Raw genomic sequence first — 14,987 nt, 5'->3', positions numbered from 1 at the left:
GTACCGGACAGCTCATTGAGGTGAGCACTCATATGCGTACCCGGGTACGGGCCGGGGAATCGAGCGCGTTCGCTGAGCTCTTCGACAGCTACTCCCGCGCGGTCTACAACCATGCCTTCCGGCTGACCGCCGACTGGTCGGTGGCCGAGGACGTGATGGCCGCGACCTTCATGGAGGCGTGGCGGCTTCGCGACAGGGTCGACCCCGAGGGCGGCTCCCTGCGGCCCTGGCTGCTGGGCATCGCCACCAACACCGCGCGCAACCAGTACCGGAGCAACCGCCGGTACCGGGCGGCGGCGAGCGCCGCCGCCGCGGCCGAACTGTCGGTGGCCGACCACGCCGACGAGGTGGCCGATCGGGTCGACGACCGGCGGCGGCTCGCGGCGGCCCTCACCGCACTCGCCTCGCTGCGCCGGCCGGAGCGCGAGGTCATCACGCTCTGCCTGGGAGAGGGCCTGGACTACGAGGCCGCGGCGGAAGCGCTCGGGATTCCGGTCGGCACCGTCGCTTCCCGGCTCTCCCGGGCCCGCAAGAAGCTGCGTGCGCTGGCCGAGGCCGAATCGGCGCGCGCCTTTGCCGAAGCCGGCCGCGCGGCACCTGTCGAAGCCGGCCGCCCTGCTCCTGTCGAGGTCGGCCGCCCGGCAATCGAACCGGTGCGCAAGAAAATTCGCGGAAAACGGGAAGGCGGCCTCGTCGGCCGACAGACAAAAGGCGATCACACCCACGCGATCCGGCCCGCACCGGAAGGAAACCGATGAACGCGAACACGTCCCGGCAGAACCCGGCCGAGGGAGACGAGAGCGCACAGCTCCTGTCCCGGACGGCGCGTGACCTGCCGGCGGGCCGCCACCAGTTCCACAGGGAGCGTCTGATGGCCCAGATCCACGACATGCAGCAGGAAGAGCGCGCGACGACGGCAGCCCCCGCGAAGGCACGGCGTCTCCGGCTCCCGCGTCCGGCGATCACCCTGCCCGCGATGGCCGCCGCCCTGGCCGGGGCAGTCGTCGCCGGCGTGTCCATGTCCGGCGGTGGCGGGGTCAGGGACGGCGGTGTCGCCACCGGACCGGCCCTGACCACGCGGATCGGCGCCACGACCACCAAGGGCGTGCCCCAGCTGCTCGACCAGATCTCGCTCGCGGCGGCCGACGGGTCCCACCCGGCCGTCAAGCCCGGCCAGTACGTCTACATCGAGTCCAAGACGGCCGACAGCTACCTGAAGACCGTCGGCGACAGGACCACCGTGGCCGGACACGAGCTGCACCGCCGCCAGGTGTGGGAGTCCCCGGACGGCACCGAGGGCTGGCTGATCGACCCCGCGGTCAACGACAGTTCCGAGGGCGAGACCCTGAGCCTGCCCGACGAGCAGGGCAACACCCCGGAGGCGTTCCTGAACAACCCGTCGTACGACTACCTGTCCAAGCTCACCACCGACCCCGACGCGCTGCTGGCCAAGATCTACAAGGAGACCGAGGGGCACGGCAACTCCCCCGACCAGGAGGCGTTCACCACCATCGGGGACCTGCTGGGCGAGAGCTACCCCCCGGCGCAGCTCTACCCGGCGCTGTTCCGGACCGCCGCGAAGATCCCCGGAGTCGTCGTCGTGCAGGACGCGGTGGACGCGGTGGGCCGGCACGGTGTGGCGGTGGCCCGGCTCGACGAGACCAGCGGCCGGCGGGAGGAATGGATCTTCGACCAGAAGACCCATGTGTTCCTCGGGGAGCGCACCGTCCAGGTACGGCAGAACACCGGCCAGGAGGCCCTGCTCAAGCCCGGTACGGTGATCAGCACCACCGCCATCCTGAACCGGGCCGTCGTCGACACGATGAAGCAGACCCCGTCACAGACCGGCTGAGGGGCAGGCGATCACACCGTCTTGACCTGGCCGCCGTCGATGGTGAACTCGGCTCCCGTGATGTTGCCGGCGAGCGGCGAGGCGAGGAAGAGAGCCAGATCGGCGACTTCGTGCGCTTCGGTGACCCGCCCGGTGGAGATCCCCATGCTCTGCGGCACGACCACGTCGACGGCCTCCTGAGCGGTGGTGCCGGCCTGGGCCGCCGTCACATCGGCGAAGCCACCCGGCGCGGTCCAGAAGGGCGTGCGGACCGGCCCGGGGGCGATCGCGTTGACCCGGACGCCCCGCGGTGCGAACTCCTCGGACAGCGACTTGGTCAGGCTGGCCAGCCCGGCCTTGGCCGCGGAGTAGTCCACGACCATGGGGAAGGGCAGGCGCGCGTTGATGGAGCTGATGTTGATGATGCACCCCCCGTCCGCGTCCAGCAGGTGCGGAAGCGCCGCGCGGCTCGTCCGGACCGCGCTGAACAGGGTCACGTCGAAGATCCGTTGCCACTCGGCGTCGCCGATGTCCAGGAAGCCCGGACGGGAGGTCGCCGTGCCCAGATTGTTGACCAGGATGTCGACCCTGCCGTACCGGTCCACCGCGCGCCGGACGAGCGCGTCCGGTCCGTCCGCGGTGGACAGGTCGACCGCGAGCGCCGTGACGCCGTACTCCTCACGGAGCGTTTCGAGCTCGGGAGTGCTGCTCCGGCTGCCGGCGACGACGTGCGCGCCTTCACGGGCGAAGGCATCGGCGATGGCGAGACCGATGCCCTTGCTCGCCCCGGTGACGACGGCGACCTTGTCTTTGAGCTGGAGGTCCATGGCGCCCCTTTTCCGGGTTGATCACCGCATAGGTCGAGGGTAGGCGGAACCGGCACCACCGGCTCAGGAAAGCAGCCGACCTCGACCGGGCCTCGACCCGACCTGAGAGGATCACCGGGACCGTACGAATGCAGGGGGAACATGACCGTTCTGGTGCTGCTCGGCGTCCTGGCGCTCGCCGTCGGCGGGTGCGTGTGTGCGGTGTGGGCCGAGCGCGGCGAACCTCGCTTGGTCCGCGGCGTGGCGAAGGTGACGCTCACCGCGGGCGAGTTGCTGCGCCGCTCGGAGAAGAACCGACGCCGAGGCCTGAACCGGTCCAGCGGCGACGGCGACCGAGGCATGTGCGTCCGGCCAGCGAAACCCACCTGCACCACTCCGCTAGCATGTTCGAACTCACGACGATCGCCCTTTACCCGCCCTTCACCGGAAAACCATGCCGTCCAGTACAAAGAGCGGACCTGGTTGCCTGAATAACAAATCGGCCAAACAATTGATATCTAAAGCATCACGGATGTTTTCGGGAATAAACGGCAGAATCACATTCGCCGCGTGGCGTCGACCGCGGGCGATCCTGTGGGGCACGGCCGGTGTGGTGACCCTCGGGTTCCTCATCACACTGGAGATCGCCGCACGTCGATACGGCGTACCGGGGCCGATCACCAACCAGGCAAAAGAGCTGATATTCCCCCCCAAATCGGGGCCGCTCCTGTACGCCAGCATGGCGTTGATGACGGTGGTGTTCACCTGGCGGCAACGGTTCATCGCGGCTGCCACCGCGATCGGCATCGACGTCGTCTTCTTTCTGGTGCGGTGGGCGATCCACGCCAAGACGATCCCCGGCTACGGCCACCCCTTCGGCAACGGCGCGTTGTGGGTGATTCTGGGCTGTGCGGTCATCGCCGTCACGCGCCGCACCGGCCGGGAACGCGTCCTGCTGCTGAAGGGCGTCGGACTGGGCCTCCTGCTGGTGGCCGGCCGCAAGACCGGCGACACCTGGCTGCTCATCACGTCGAAGACCCGCCCGGCGGTGCTCGACCAGTACGTGGCAACCGCCGATCACGCACTGGGCAACCCGTCGTGGCTGGTGGGCCGGATGGTCAGGGCCGGCGGTCCGGTCGGCGCCCATGTTCTCGACTACGTCTACATCCAGCTTGCAGTGGCCGCGGTCGCCGTCACGCTGTACCAGCTGCGCAATGTGGCGGTCGAGCGCCGCTTCCCTCGCCATCACCTGGTGCGCACGTTCCTGATGATCGGCCTCCTCGGGCCGGGCATCTACATGATCTTCCCGGTGGTCGGACCGATCTTCGCCTACGGCGCCGACGGCGGGCACTGGGCGGTGGCCGACCTGTGGCCGAACACGCCGCCACCGCTCGATGCCCCGCACCAGATGCCGTTCAACGAGATCACCCCACGCAACTGCATGCCCAGCCTGCACACGGCGTGGGCCACCGCGATCTTCGTCCATTCCCGCAGGGGCCCACGGATTCTGCGATACGCGGGCACGTTCTGGCTGATCGCCACGCTCGGCGCAACGCTGGGATTCGGCTACCACTACGGCGCGGACATCATTGCCGGCGTGGTGTTCACACTCACGATCGAGGCAGCTCTGCGCTCGCTCGCACGTGGCTGGGACCGGTCCGGATTCCAGCTGGTCGCTCACGGCGCAACGATCTTCACCGCGCTCCTGCTGTCGTATCGCTATCTGCCGATGAAGATGGCCGAACACCCATGGGTGTTCGGACCACTGCTCATTCTGGCGATGGCCTCAGTGATCCACGGCTACGTACGGACCACCAGACGGTGGGAACCGAAAACTGCACCAGCGCTGCACCCGGAACCACAACCCGAACTGGTGTGAAGCCACGCTGCACACGCTCACCACGAACCGCGTTGAGCGGCCCCAGGCCGTGAAAATGCCTCCCATCCGCGCCGCCTGCGCAGGTGGGAGGCGTGATCACAATCTCTACTTCTTCTTGCCCTGGGTCTGGCGGGCCCGTCTTTTGGGCCTGGTCAGCGCATGTCATACCCCAACTGGCCTGCGATCGGGCGGTCGTTGGTGAAGGAGCGGCCTACGGCCGCGCGTCCGCTCTCTGTGGTTCACCACGGCTTTTCAGGGGGGCGGGCGGGCAGCCGGGCCCGCGATCCCGCCCCGCCTGAAAAGCCATCCCCAGCAAAACTTGAGAGTCAAGGGAAAATAGCGTCCGCAGCGTCCGCCGGGGATCGCTCGCCCCCTCTGACCTGCACTTTTCCTGCGGACGCCAAACAGAATGTGTAGCGTCCGCAGCGTCCGGCCACCCTCCGCTACTAATTACTCTGTTCCTCCCAGTTCCTCTCACCCCTGTCCCGCTTCTGACCAGCAGTTCCGGTCAGTCACGGACCAAACCGCGTTCACGCGACCCCAGAGCAGCAGGCCCGCCCCGCCGGGCGGGACGAGGCCGAACCTCCCCGTCCAACGTGGTCACGGAGTGGGTCCGAGGCCTGTCTGCAGCCGTCGGCGGTCGGGCCGGCCGACGGCGTCCGCGTCGGTCAGCGGGTGCGGAGACTGCTGGTGTACACGTCCGTACGGTTCTGTGGTGCGCCGGAGTGGGTCTCGGTGAGCACCGCCCGTACTCCCTTGCCGTCTGCCACCAGGCCTTGGTAGTCGCCGAGGAAGTAGCCCCCGGAGAACGGCGCCTGCAGCCAGTCGAAGACCCGCGAGATCCGTCGTTCGGTCCGGAGCTTCGGGTTTCCGTGCCGCAGCGTGGCCCGTTGATAGGCGGTGGGCAGGGTGGTGGTGTTGCCGGGCTCGAGGAAGCGCAGGTCGTAGTAAGTGAGCGCGACCGTGCCCCGCTCGGCGACCGCGATCGACGGTGAGAAGGCCGGAACGCCCTTGGGGCTGATCAGCTCCGGGGTCCCCCAGGTGCGTCCGCCGTCGGTGGACCGCACGAGCTGGACGGAGTCGAACTTTCCACCGGAGAAGTCCGAGCCCTCGTAGGCCATGTACAGCGTGCCTGTCCTGGGGTCGACGGCCGGGCTCGGCAGGGTGGCCGCGGCGCGCAGCAGTTTGGTGGGGTCGTTCGGGTCGACCTCCGGTACGGAGGTGTCCCGGGCCACGGTGACCGGGGCGCTCCAGGTCTCTCCGGCGTCGGTCGAGGTGACCATCGCGTAGTGGGCTTCGACGACGGTGCTCAGGTCGTCGGCGAAGGTGATCGTGTCGAAGAAGTCGTACAGGGTGCCGGTGCGCCGGTCGACGACGATCAGATGGCCGATGGTGTGGGTGTTGGGCACGGTGCTGGTGTCGACGAACGGCCGGGCCTTGCTCCAGGTGCGGCCGCCGTCGCGGGTGAGGGAGATGTAGCCCGGACCGTCGAGGGAGCTCGGTCCGGGAGGGTCGTTGTCGAGACGGTCCCAGACCTGGTACGCGGTGCCCTTGCGGATCGGGTCGGCGGTGAGGGAGGGCTTGTCGTTGAAGAACGGCTGCTCATCGACGTGTGTGGTGGTGAGGTTCCGCCAGGTGCGGCCGCCGTCGCGGGACGTGACTGCCAGGAGGGCGCTGCGCGTGCTCTTCGTGAAGTCGACGCCCTCTCCGCCGGCGTAGACCGTGCCGTCCGGTCCGGTGCTCACCCAGGGGTCGGAGGCCCGTTCGTAGTCCGCGCCGCCGGGGGCGCACAGGCTGAACGGCAGTGTGCTCCGGTGGAAGGTGTGGCCGTCCGCGGTCCAGCCGGCCGCCAGGCCACGGGCGCCGCCGTCGTTCCAGCGGTCCTGCTGGAACACGGTGACCACGCGCTTGGGGTCGCGCGGATCGACAGACAGGTACGGCTCGACCTCGGTGCCCGGGTAGACGATGCTGTCGGGGGACCTCGCTCCGATGGTGCACTTCGCGTACGGGTCGCCGTGGGACACCTTGACCAGTGGTGTGCCGCCGGCGTTCCGGTCTGCTGCGGCGGGAGTCGCGCCGGTGACCGTGACGAGCAGGAGCGCGGCGGTGGTGACGGCGGTCAGGGGCAGGAAGACGCGCATGCGGGATCTCCTCCGGGCCTGTCGGCCGGGGTACGGGACCGCCGTCATCGGAGCGGCCTGCGGCGCGGAGGCATACCGGAACGCGAGGGTGGGTCGACTCCGCTTGGTCCTCTTCGGCGTTGCAGCCGGTGCCCTTGATGGGCCGAACGACGGAGTCATCCCGGGGGTCGTCGAGAAGCACGGCGGAGCCGACCGGCGGGTGCACCGTGCCGGTCGGCTCCTTGGTCGTGCTGTTACGGCGCCGTCTCGTAGGTCCCCGGAGAGGGCCGTGGGCCGCGTGCCGGTTGGCGATGCCGGCGGGGTCGGCCTTGGCTCAGACGGGTTGGTGGAGCGGGATGACCTGCTGGACCTCTTCCACGGTGGGGATGAGTCAGGGCATCGGCAAAGGGCCACCTCAATGCGGACAGCGGCGCGATCATCGCCCGCGCCAGAAGGAAGACTCCATCACCGTCGGCACATCCAGGCTCGAGGCCGGCGGGACTGCTCGTTCTTCTGCGCCTGTTCAAGCCCTGCCGAGTGTCATCAACGCTCGTGATCCATACAGCCGGGAAATCCGAATCAATACAGCCAGGAAATGCGAACGACCTCGTCGGTCACTGTATGACGACATGGCCGAGGCCGTTCAGGACGGCGGTGAGCGCGGTGTTCAGGACGGCGCGGACCGTCTCGAAGCGGTGACGGCCTCGGCTCCGAGACGGTCGGCGTCCACCATCGCGAGTGCCGCGGTGTCGAGACGGGCGCGGGCGATCCACCCGACGGTGGACCGGGTGCCGTCACCCCATACGTACCGCGCCGGGTGCACCGGCCGGACTGGTTGCCCAGCCGTGCGCCGACCGGTCAAGTGATCGCCGGCGTGGTCCCGTCAGGCAGCGCGCAGGCGTAGCCGGCGTAGGGGCGTGAAACGATCTGTCCGCCGGCGGCCGTGCAGTCGTCTCTGGAGATGTTCGGAGACGAGGCGGCCCCGGCGCTGACAGCGCCGACGGCGCTCACGCCGGCAAGGGTTGCCGCGGCCAGGGCGAGGCCCAGGATTCTTCGCATGCGCATGACTTCCTCCTCCTCTCAGGCGCCTTCGTTCGGCCTTCGGGAAGGACAAGTCTCAAGGCGACGGCGCCCTCCTACTCAGCATGGGCGCTCCGCATGAGGCCCGCGACGCGCAGCTGGACGCCGCGCCCGGGCGGTGACTGCCCGGCCCCGGAGAGGCATGACGTCACCGACCTCGACCGGCCGCATCGGTACGCCGCGTGCGCGTCGGCAGGAGCGGGGCGACGTCGATGTCCTTGGCGTCGAGACTGCCCGCCGGGGCCGCGTTGTGTCCGGGCAGGCCGTGGGTTGAGGAGGAGACGGGCCGCACCTGCCTCCGACCGGTGCCGGCGGGCGGCTGCCGCGCGCGGTCCTCTAACGCGGTTCGTGGGCCGCCGCCCGGCAGGCACCGGTCGCGGCGCCGCCCGCCACTCCGGCCCCGGTCAGCCCGGTCACACAACTCTGCAGGTCTCCGACCACGCCACGGCTGCAGGCCGCTGTGACGGAGTCGGAAGCGGTGGCACCGGCCAGTTCGGCCATCTGTGTGCAGGCGGGGATGTCCGCCCGGACCGCGGGAGCGGCGAGGACCACACCGCCGAGGGTGAGGGTCAGGCCGGTGAGGGCACCGGCGATACGGGTCGACGTGCGCATGGGACGCACCTGCCTTCCGGCTGGTCGCGCGGTCTGGTCCGGGCGGGCCGGATCCACGCGGTAAGGCCGCCTGGCGACGCTCGGTGAGTGGTGCCCCGGCCGGCGGGCTCACAGACTGACCGCACGATTCTGCGTCGCATCCATTGAGCCGCACCGGGACATGGTCGCCAGGCCGAAGGAGAGGGCCCCGGACCTGATGAGACGCACTCGGACCTCCACTCGCGGGCCCCTCACTCCAGCGTCGCATCCTCTCCCCCGCCCGTCCTGGGCACCCGGGGGCGGCCGCGCTGAGTAACTGCTATTGCGCGAAGCGCGGTAGCCGGCCCGTCCGGCCGACCAGGTGGATCGGACGGCCCAGCGTCCCGCCCGGCCTGTCCCCTGCACACCGCCGGGCGCGGCTCGGCCGGGGAGGCGGCCACGAGCCGGCGCGGATCCTGCCAGGCGTGGAAGCCAGGGGTGCGGCGGGTGACCTCATGCAAGACGTCCTCGCTGACACCGTCGAGTCCGTAGGAGTCGGTGAATTCACCCGCGAAGCGTTCAGCAGCGCTCCCGTCTGCGATGCACCATGGGCAGAATCGTCCGCTGACGTCCTGGGCGGTGTAGAAGGTGGCCGTGTAGATCCAGCCCGTGTTGCGCTTGCAGCAGGCGCACGTCTCGAGGGCCGCCCGGACGGACCCACTTGTCAGGGGGTCCGGATGATAGCGAAAGAAGGGCAGGTCGGCACTCATCGCCGGTTCCCGACCTGCGCCCTGACGGCCATGCCGGCTGATCTCATGGAGAGCAGTCTGTCCACGAGCAGGTCCCCTGATCGGGCGCGGTGTCGGACTCCTCCTGGCCCAGCCAGTCGAGACAGCTCGCAAGGGCGCGTTTCCGCAGGTCAACACGGCTCTTGGCATGGGGCCGGTTGCGGACGCTGCCTCCTCCGGAACAACAAGGAGACCACCCATCCGACCGGGGTGGTCTCTTCGTTCCAGGGCCTGTCCGACGAGTCGCGTCACCGACCCCGCACCCGACACCACTGTCACCCGAATGGCCCAACATGACGTGCCACCCACATGGGTGAAGATCAAGCTGACTAGTGCCCCAACCGAGGCAATCCGTGAAAGGGAAACCAAATGCGTATTCGACGAATCCTCGCCGCCGTCATCGCCACGGCAGCCCTCGCCGGACTCGGCCTCACAGGCGCCGCCACCGCCGCCACCGCACAGGGTGCCCCCTCGTACGTCACCCCTTCTGAGTGCAAGCAGGGCGGCGGAACGGCCGATCTGACGGACAACCTCTGCAAGGGCGGTACGCACGACGGGGAGAAGATCGACTAAACCCCACAAGGCGCCCCGCAGCCACGCGCCGCGGGGCGCTCCCGCGCGAGCGTAGCCGGGAGAGTCGCAGGGACTGTGCCGACCCGTCGGGCATGCCAGGTCCGAGTCGGCCCGGAAGCACGCGGCGGGCGGGAGCTCCCGAACGCCGTCGCGCGCGAGCGCAGCGAGCTGCCAAGGTTTGCGCGGCCGTAGGCCGCACCTTCTGTTACTGAGGCAAGAAGCCGGGGGTTCCTTGCCCAAGCTCGCGGAGGCGAGCGAGGTAGTCCTGAGCGGCAGGCTCGGCCGCGTATGGGTCCTCATCTCGGCTGCCGGCTCGCGGCTCGTCATGATGAGCGAAGGGACGGACTGGCGCTCGCCTTCGAGGGCGCGCTCGCCCATGACGAGCGCCTGTTCCAAGTCGCCCTCCCGCGCGGCAGTCACTCCCAGTTTTACCCGCGCCTCAGCGTTGCGCATGGGTGAGCGCTCCGTGCCGCCGAAGTCCGTGCCCGCCCGAAGGGCTCCTTCCGCGAGCGTCCGGGAATCTGCCCGGACTCCCACCGCTTCCACCGACGGATCAGGCTGTCGCCTGCGGGAAGCTCTTCCTTGGCATGTACCCGGAGAGCCTTCACTGCGTCACGCTGGGACCGGTCGCGGGGAGCGCCGCTGCCCGGGAGCACGGCATGCACGCCTTGCGGCACTTCTACGCGTCCGTCCTCCTGGACGCCGGAGAGAGCATCAAGGCCCTCGCGGAGTACCTCGGGCACTCCGATCCCGGGCTGACGCTGAAGGTGTACGCGCACCTCATGCCGAGCAGCCGGGAGCGGGCCTGGAAGGCTCTCGGGCAGGCTCTCCGCCCGCAAGATCACACGGGCTGAGGTTCCAGGCAGGTCCCAGACCGCGAAAATGCCCCTGATCCGCACCGAAAGCGCAGATCAGGGGCATGATCACGAAAGCTACTTCTTCTTGCCCTGGTTCTTGACCGCCTCGATGGCCGCCGCAGCCGCGTCGGGGTCGAGGTACCTGCCGCCCGGGGTCACCGGCTTGAAGTCGGCGTCCAGCTCGTAGTAGAGGGGGATGCCCGTCGGGATGTTCAGGCCCGCGATGTCGGCGTCCGAGATGCCGTCCAGGTGCTTGACCAGGGCGCGCAGGCTGTTGCCGTGGGCCGCGACCAGGACCGTGCGGCCGGTCAGGAGGTCGGGGACGATGCCGTCGTACCAGTACGGGAGCATGCGGACGACGACGTCCTTCAGGCACTCCGTGCGCGGGCGCAGCTCCGGCGGGATGGAGGCGTAGCGGGCGTCGTTCGCCTGGGAGAACTCGGAGTCGTCCGAGAGCGGGGGCGGCGGGGTGTCGTACGAGCGGCGCCAGAGCATGAACTGGTCCTCGCCGAACTCGGCCAGCGTCGCCGCCTTGTCCTTGCCCTGGAGGGCGCCGTAGTGGCGCTCGTTCAGGCGCCAGGAGCGGTGGACCGGGATCCAGTGGCGGTCCGCCGCCTCCAGGGAGAGCTGCGCAGTGCGGATCGCGCGCTTCTGGAGCGAGGTGTGGACCACGTCGGGGAGCAGGCCGGCATCCTTGAGCAGCTCACCGCCGCGGACCGCCTCCTTCTCGCCCTTCTCGTTCAGGTTGACGTCCACCCAGCCGGTGAACAGGTTCTTCGCGTTCCACTCGCTCTCGCCGTGGCGGAGGAGGATCAGCTTGTACGGTGCGTCGGCCATGCCTCAGAGCGTAATCCACGCTTTCGACCCCCAGGGCGCACGCCCAGCAGCCGGACAGTTGACGGCATCTGTTAATTGAGTGGCCGATCCCGATCTCCTGCCTGTAAGTTGCGCATGCCGAGTTGGCCACTTACATCTTCGTGCTTCCGTGAGGGTCCCCGTCATGTACGCCGCCCGTGTCAGACGAGCCGCCCAGGAGTCGGTCTCCGGCCTCCCCCGCGCGTTCTGGTGGCTGTGGACCAGCACCCTGGTCAACCGGCTGGGCGCCTTCGTCGCCACCTTCATGGCGCTCTACCTCACGCTCGACCGCGGCTACTCGGCCTCGTACGCCGGTCTCGTCGCCTCCCTGCACGGGCTCGGCGGGGTCGTCTCCTCACTGGGGGGCGGTGTGATGGCCGACCGGCTGGGACGCAGGCCGACGCTGCTGATCGCGCAGACCGCCACCGCCTTCTCCGTCGCGCTGCTCGGGTTCATGCACCACCCCGTCGCCATCGCCGCCGTCGCCTTCCTCGTCGGCATGGCCTCCAACGCCTCCCGGCCCGCCGTGCAGGCGATGATGGCCGACATCGTCCGGCCCGAGGACCGGGTGCGGGCGTTCTCGCTGAACTACTGGGCCATCAACCTCGGCTTCGCCGTCTCCTCCATGGCCGCCGGGTTCATCGCCGAGTTCAGCTATCTGGCCGGGTTCCTGATCGAGGCGGGGATGACGCTGGCGTGCGCGGTCGTCGTCTTCCTCAAGCTGCCCGAGTCGCGGCCCACCGCCACGGCCAAGCAGGCGGAGGACGAGGTCGGCCTCGGGACCGTGCTGCGCGACGGGCGGTACATGTCCGTCGTCGGACTGTCCTTCCTCGTCGCCCTCGTCTTCCAGCAGGGGTCGGTCGGGCTGCCGGTGGCGATGGGCCGGGCCGGGTTCACGCCCGCCGACTACGGGCTCGCCGTCGCCGTCAACGGCATCCTGATCGTCGCCCTGCAGATCCCCGTCACCCGCTTCATCGAGCACCGCGACCCGCGCACGCTGCTGGTCCTCTCCTCGCTCCTCGCGGGCTACGGCTTCGGGCTCACCGCCTTCGCCGGGTCGGTCGGCGTCTTCGCGCTCACCGTGTGCGTGTGGACGCTGGCCGAGATCGTGAACGCGCCGACGCAGACCGGGCTCGTCGTCCGGCTGTCGCCCGTGCACGGGCGCGGGCGCTACCAGGGCATGTACACGCTGTCGTGGTCCGTCGCCGCCCTGGTCGCGCCGCTGATGTCCGGAGCGGTCATCGACCGGTTCGGAGCCGAGTGGCTGTGGGGGATGTGCGCGGTGGTGGGGACAGTGGCAGGCGTCGGATACGGCGTCCTCATGCGGCGGCTGCCCGAGGAGCGGCCGACGGCGGAGGAGACACGGACGGCGGCGAAGCGCGAGCCCACGGCGGCGTGAGCGGAGCGCGGAGCGCCGCACCCACCGCGCCGCCGAAACCAGCATTTAAATCCGGTATGCCGAGCATTTAAATTCGGTATGCACGGAATATTCCCCCGAATGCCCGGCAACCGCGCGTCCGGTCACCTTCGTTAGGTGACCGTGACGCGATTGGACTGGCATGCAACAGAGGATCATCGGACGACCGCACTTCGCTGGGACGGCGATGCGGGTCTCAAGTCATCCACCGACCTGCTCCATGATTTCCTGAATAAAATCAACAGAATGGAAACTGAATACCGGCGGGCCATGGCGGATCTGTATGGAGCCTCCTGACGGAGGGCGTGGAGGATCCAGGGGGATTATCTATGGACAGGATTTACGACGACACCGGTCTCTACGACCACATCTGGAGCGTCCCGGAACCGGACGTCCCGCCGAACGACTGGGACCCGGTCGAAGAGCTGGCCCAGATGCTGTCCACGGCGGCCCCCGTGACCCCCGCGCCCACCCCACCGACCGTGCCCTCCCGCCGCAGGAACAACCGTCGACGGCTCCGCCATGAGTCCCGTCTGGTCGACGGCGGGCAGCGCACGACCCACGTCACGGTCCTGATCGTGATGGTCTCGCTGTGCGCGGTGTGCATGCTGGGATGGTCCGTCTCCTATTCCTACGGCCAACTGCGCGGGATCGCCTCGACCGTGCTGCCCATGAGACTGGCGCAATGCTGGCCGCTGACGGTGTACGGGCCGTGGTTCGTGGCGGCTCTCTCCGTTCTGCGGGCCACCGTTCAGCGTCGGAGTGCGCGGCGTTCCTGGTGCGTTGTGGTGGCCGCCTCCGGGATGGCCGTGGCGTTGTGTGTCAGTAACTGGTCACACGCTCAGCTTTCGCCGGTGATCTTCGGAATTCCACCGGTCACCGCTCTGGTGTGCTTCGGGGAACTCGTCGGCCAGATCTCGGCCAAGAGCCGGCCCCGGCACGCCACACCCACCAGCCGGCCGAATTCCAAGCCGTGAAGAGACGCAGGCCAGGGCACGGCTCGTACGGCCGCTGCCCTGGCCATCTCACTCCACCAGACCCGGCGCGAAGTAGTCGCGAAGCCGAGCGATCTTCCCGTCGCGGATGCGGAAGATCTGCACCAGCGAGACAGTCACGTCCCCTCCGGTCCCGTCGAAGACCGTGTCGATCTCGGCGATGAACACGTCGGGATCGGAGGTGGCGTGCAGCACGTAGCCGGACTTCTCCAGGTTCGGCGCTCCCGTGTCGTTCACCTGCCGCTCGTAGTAGGCCGCCATGCCCCTGCGGATCTCCTCGCGGCCCTCCAGCCGCCGTGGGAAGGCCGCGTCGGCCGGCACGAGCGGCGCCTCGAAGACGCCGTCCTCGGTGAAGTGCTCGGCAAGGGCATCGGCGTTGCGGGTCAGGGAACCGGCATAGACGTAGCTCCCGAAGATCTCCTGCGGGGATCCGGACACAGCGGCCTCCCTGGGTGCGTGGACGGAAGGCCACGTCATCACAGAGAGGGTCGGCGGGGGACCGTTTCGGTGAAACGATCACACTCGGCAGCAGTGCGTGACACAGGTCACATTCGGAGCTGTCACATCCCGCCGGGCTCTCCCGTCAAGCAGGTGTAGCCAACAGCAACCGCACAGGAGCACACGATGGACGCTCGCCTGAATCTCTTCGCCAACCCCGTCAGCAGCAAGTTCATGCGGTACATCAACTCGGCGGGCAAGGCGGTCGCCGACTCGACGCTGCCGGCCGCGACGCAGGAGCTGGTGAAGATCCGCGCCAGCCAGATCAACGGCTGCGGCTTCTGCACCGACATGCACACCAAGGACGCCGCACACGCCGGGGAGACCGCGCAGCGCCTCCACCTGGTCGCCGCCTGGCGCGAGGCCAAGGTCTTCACCGACGCCGAGCGCGCCGCCCTGGAGCTGACCGAGCAGGGCACCCGGACCGCCGACGCGGCCGGCGGGGTCACCGGCGAGGCCTGGGACAACGCCGCCAAGCACTACGACGAGGACCAGCTCGCCGCCCTGGTGTCGCTGATCGCCCTCATCAACGCCTACAACCGCCTGAACGTCATCGTCCAGCAGCCCGCCGGTGACTACGAGCCCGGAATGTTCGGCTGATCGACGGCCGTCCCGGCGAGGGGGTGACAGCCCCGGCGTGGAGGCCGCTGCGTCCCCAGGGCAACATGCAGATGCTGGAGGTGGGCGCGTCCCTTCCGTGGAACACCTGCGCGCTGGG

At 69.1% G+C, this 14,987-nt stretch carries 16 protein-coding genes and 1 pseudogene; 10 read left to right on the top strand and 7 right to left on the bottom strand.

What is annotated here, in order from left to right:
- Positions 1-32: 32 nt before the first annotated feature.
- Together ABZ471_RS35970 and ABZ471_RS35965 are read left to right on the top strand one after the other, a co-directional pair.
- Positions 33-758 (top strand): RNA polymerase sigma factor, encoded by a 726-nt coding sequence (locus ABZ471_RS35970; RefSeq protein WP_359072505.1) that lies wholly within the window; start codon positions 33-35, stop codon positions 756-758.
- On the top strand, positions 755-1,852 hold the full coding sequence (locus tag ABZ471_RS35965) for a CU044_5270 family protein (protein WP_359072504.1): 1,098 nt from the start codon (positions 755-757) through the stop codon (positions 1,850-1,852). Before ABZ471_RS35970 ends, ABZ471_RS35965 begins: the two co-directional genes overlap by 4 nt.
- Before the next feature lie 11 nt (positions 1,853-1,863).
- Here ABZ471_RS35965 and ABZ471_RS35960 read toward each other — a convergent pair whose 3' ends face one another.
- Positions 1,864-2,658: an oxidoreductase gene (locus ABZ471_RS35960; RefSeq protein ID WP_359072502.1), complete on the bottom strand. Its 795-nt coding sequence runs from the start codon at positions 2,656-2,658 to the stop codon at positions 1,864-1,866.
- 141 nt (positions 2,659-2,799) lie between these two features.
- Here ABZ471_RS35960 and ABZ471_RS35955 point away from each other — a divergent pair, with 141 nt between their 5' ends.
- Together ABZ471_RS35955 and ABZ471_RS35950 are read left to right on the top strand one after the other, a co-directional pair.
- Positions 2,800-3,132, top strand: coding sequence for a hypothetical protein (locus ABZ471_RS35955; protein ID WP_359072557.1), 333 nt, complete (start codon positions 2,800-2,802; stop codon positions 3,130-3,132).
- Positions 3,133-3,169: 37 nt separating this feature from the next.
- Complete coding sequence (locus ABZ471_RS35950; protein ID WP_359072552.1) at positions 3,170-4,516, top strand: phosphatase PAP2 family protein; 1,347 nt, start codon at positions 3,170-3,172, stop codon at positions 4,514-4,516.
- Between the two features lie 668 nt (positions 4,517-5,184).
- On the opposite strand, the gene ABZ471_RS35945 is transcribed toward ABZ471_RS35950, so the two are convergent.
- The 4 genes from ABZ471_RS35945 to ABZ471_RS35930 form a co-directional block, all read right to left on the bottom strand.
- On the bottom strand, positions 5,185-6,657 hold the full coding sequence (locus ABZ471_RS35945; protein WP_359072501.1) for a sialidase family protein: 1,473 nt from the start codon (positions 6,655-6,657) through the stop codon (positions 5,185-5,187).
- 837 nt (positions 6,658-7,494) lie between these two features.
- The gene (locus ABZ471_RS35940) at positions 7,495-7,701 is read right to left on the bottom strand and encodes a hypothetical protein (protein ID WP_327324241.1); all 207 of its coding nucleotides are present in this window, start codon (positions 7,699-7,701) and stop codon (positions 7,495-7,497) included.
- Between the two features lie 351 nt (positions 7,702-8,052).
- Positions 8,053-8,328: a hypothetical protein gene (locus tag ABZ471_RS35935; RefSeq protein ID WP_359072499.1), complete on the bottom strand. Its 276-nt coding sequence runs from the start codon at positions 8,326-8,328 to the stop codon at positions 8,053-8,055.
- Positions 8,329-8,558: 230 nt separating this feature from the next.
- Positions 8,559-9,056 (bottom strand): CbrC family protein, encoded by a 498-nt coding sequence (locus ABZ471_RS35930; protein WP_359072497.1) that lies wholly within the window; start codon positions 9,054-9,056, stop codon positions 8,559-8,561.
- Between the two features lie 387 nt (positions 9,057-9,443).
- Between ABZ471_RS35930 and ABZ471_RS35925 the strand changes: the two genes are divergently transcribed.
- Positions 9,444-9,647, top strand: a complete 204-nt coding sequence (locus tag ABZ471_RS35925; protein WP_359072496.1) for a hypothetical protein — start codon at positions 9,444-9,446, stop codon at positions 9,645-9,647.
- 641 nt (positions 9,648-10,288) lie between these two features.
- A pseudogene (locus ABZ471_RS35920) lies at positions 10,289-10,501 on the top strand (tyrosine-type recombinase/integrase); the annotation flags it as partial.
- Positions 10,502-10,579: 78 nt separating this feature from the next.
- Here the strand turns inward: ABZ471_RS35920 and ABZ471_RS35915 are convergent.
- A complete protein-coding gene (locus tag ABZ471_RS35915; protein WP_359072495.1) occupies positions 10,580-11,341 on the bottom strand; it encodes a phosphoglyceromutase in 762 nt (253 codons plus the stop codon).
- Positions 11,342-11,504: 163 nt separating this feature from the next.
- Here ABZ471_RS35915 and ABZ471_RS35910 point away from each other — a divergent pair, with 163 nt between their 5' ends.
- From ABZ471_RS35910 to ABZ471_RS35900, 3 genes are all read left to right on the top strand, one after another.
- Complete coding sequence (locus ABZ471_RS35910; protein ID WP_359072493.1) at positions 11,505-12,758, top strand: MFS transporter; 1,254 nt, start codon at positions 11,505-11,507, stop codon at positions 12,756-12,758.
- A 135-nt stretch (positions 12,759-12,893) separates the two neighbouring features.
- The gene (locus tag ABZ471_RS35905; RefSeq protein ID WP_359072492.1) at positions 12,894-13,073 is read left to right on the top strand and encodes a hypothetical protein; all 180 of its coding nucleotides are present in this window, start codon (positions 12,894-12,896) and stop codon (positions 13,071-13,073) included.
- A 32-nt stretch (positions 13,074-13,105) separates the two neighbouring features.
- Entirely contained in the window at positions 13,106-13,753 is a 648-nt protein-coding gene (locus ABZ471_RS35900; protein ID WP_359072490.1) for a DUF2637 domain-containing protein, read from the top strand.
- A gap of 48 nt (positions 13,754-13,801) precedes the next feature.
- Here ABZ471_RS35900 and ABZ471_RS35895 read toward each other — a convergent pair whose 3' ends face one another.
- Positions 13,802-14,209 (bottom strand): nuclear transport factor 2 family protein, encoded by a 408-nt coding sequence (locus ABZ471_RS35895; RefSeq protein ID WP_359072488.1) that lies wholly within the window; start codon positions 14,207-14,209, stop codon positions 13,802-13,804.
- 186 nt (positions 14,210-14,395) lie between these two features.
- Here ABZ471_RS35895 and ABZ471_RS35890 point away from each other — a divergent pair, with 186 nt between their 5' ends.
- Positions 14,396-14,869 (top strand): carboxymuconolactone decarboxylase family protein, encoded by a 474-nt coding sequence (locus tag ABZ471_RS35890; RefSeq protein ID WP_359072487.1) that lies wholly within the window; start codon positions 14,396-14,398, stop codon positions 14,867-14,869.
- Positions 14,870-14,987 lie beyond the last annotated feature (118 nt).

Origin of the sequence: Streptomyces sp. NPDC005728 (assembly GCF_040630895.1) — a bacterium.
Taxonomy (GTDB): domain Bacteria; phylum Actinomycetota; class Actinomycetes; order Streptomycetales; family Streptomycetaceae; genus Streptomyces.
Note: the sequence above shows the minus strand (reverse complement) of the source record. Positions and strands in the feature narration are given on the sequence as shown.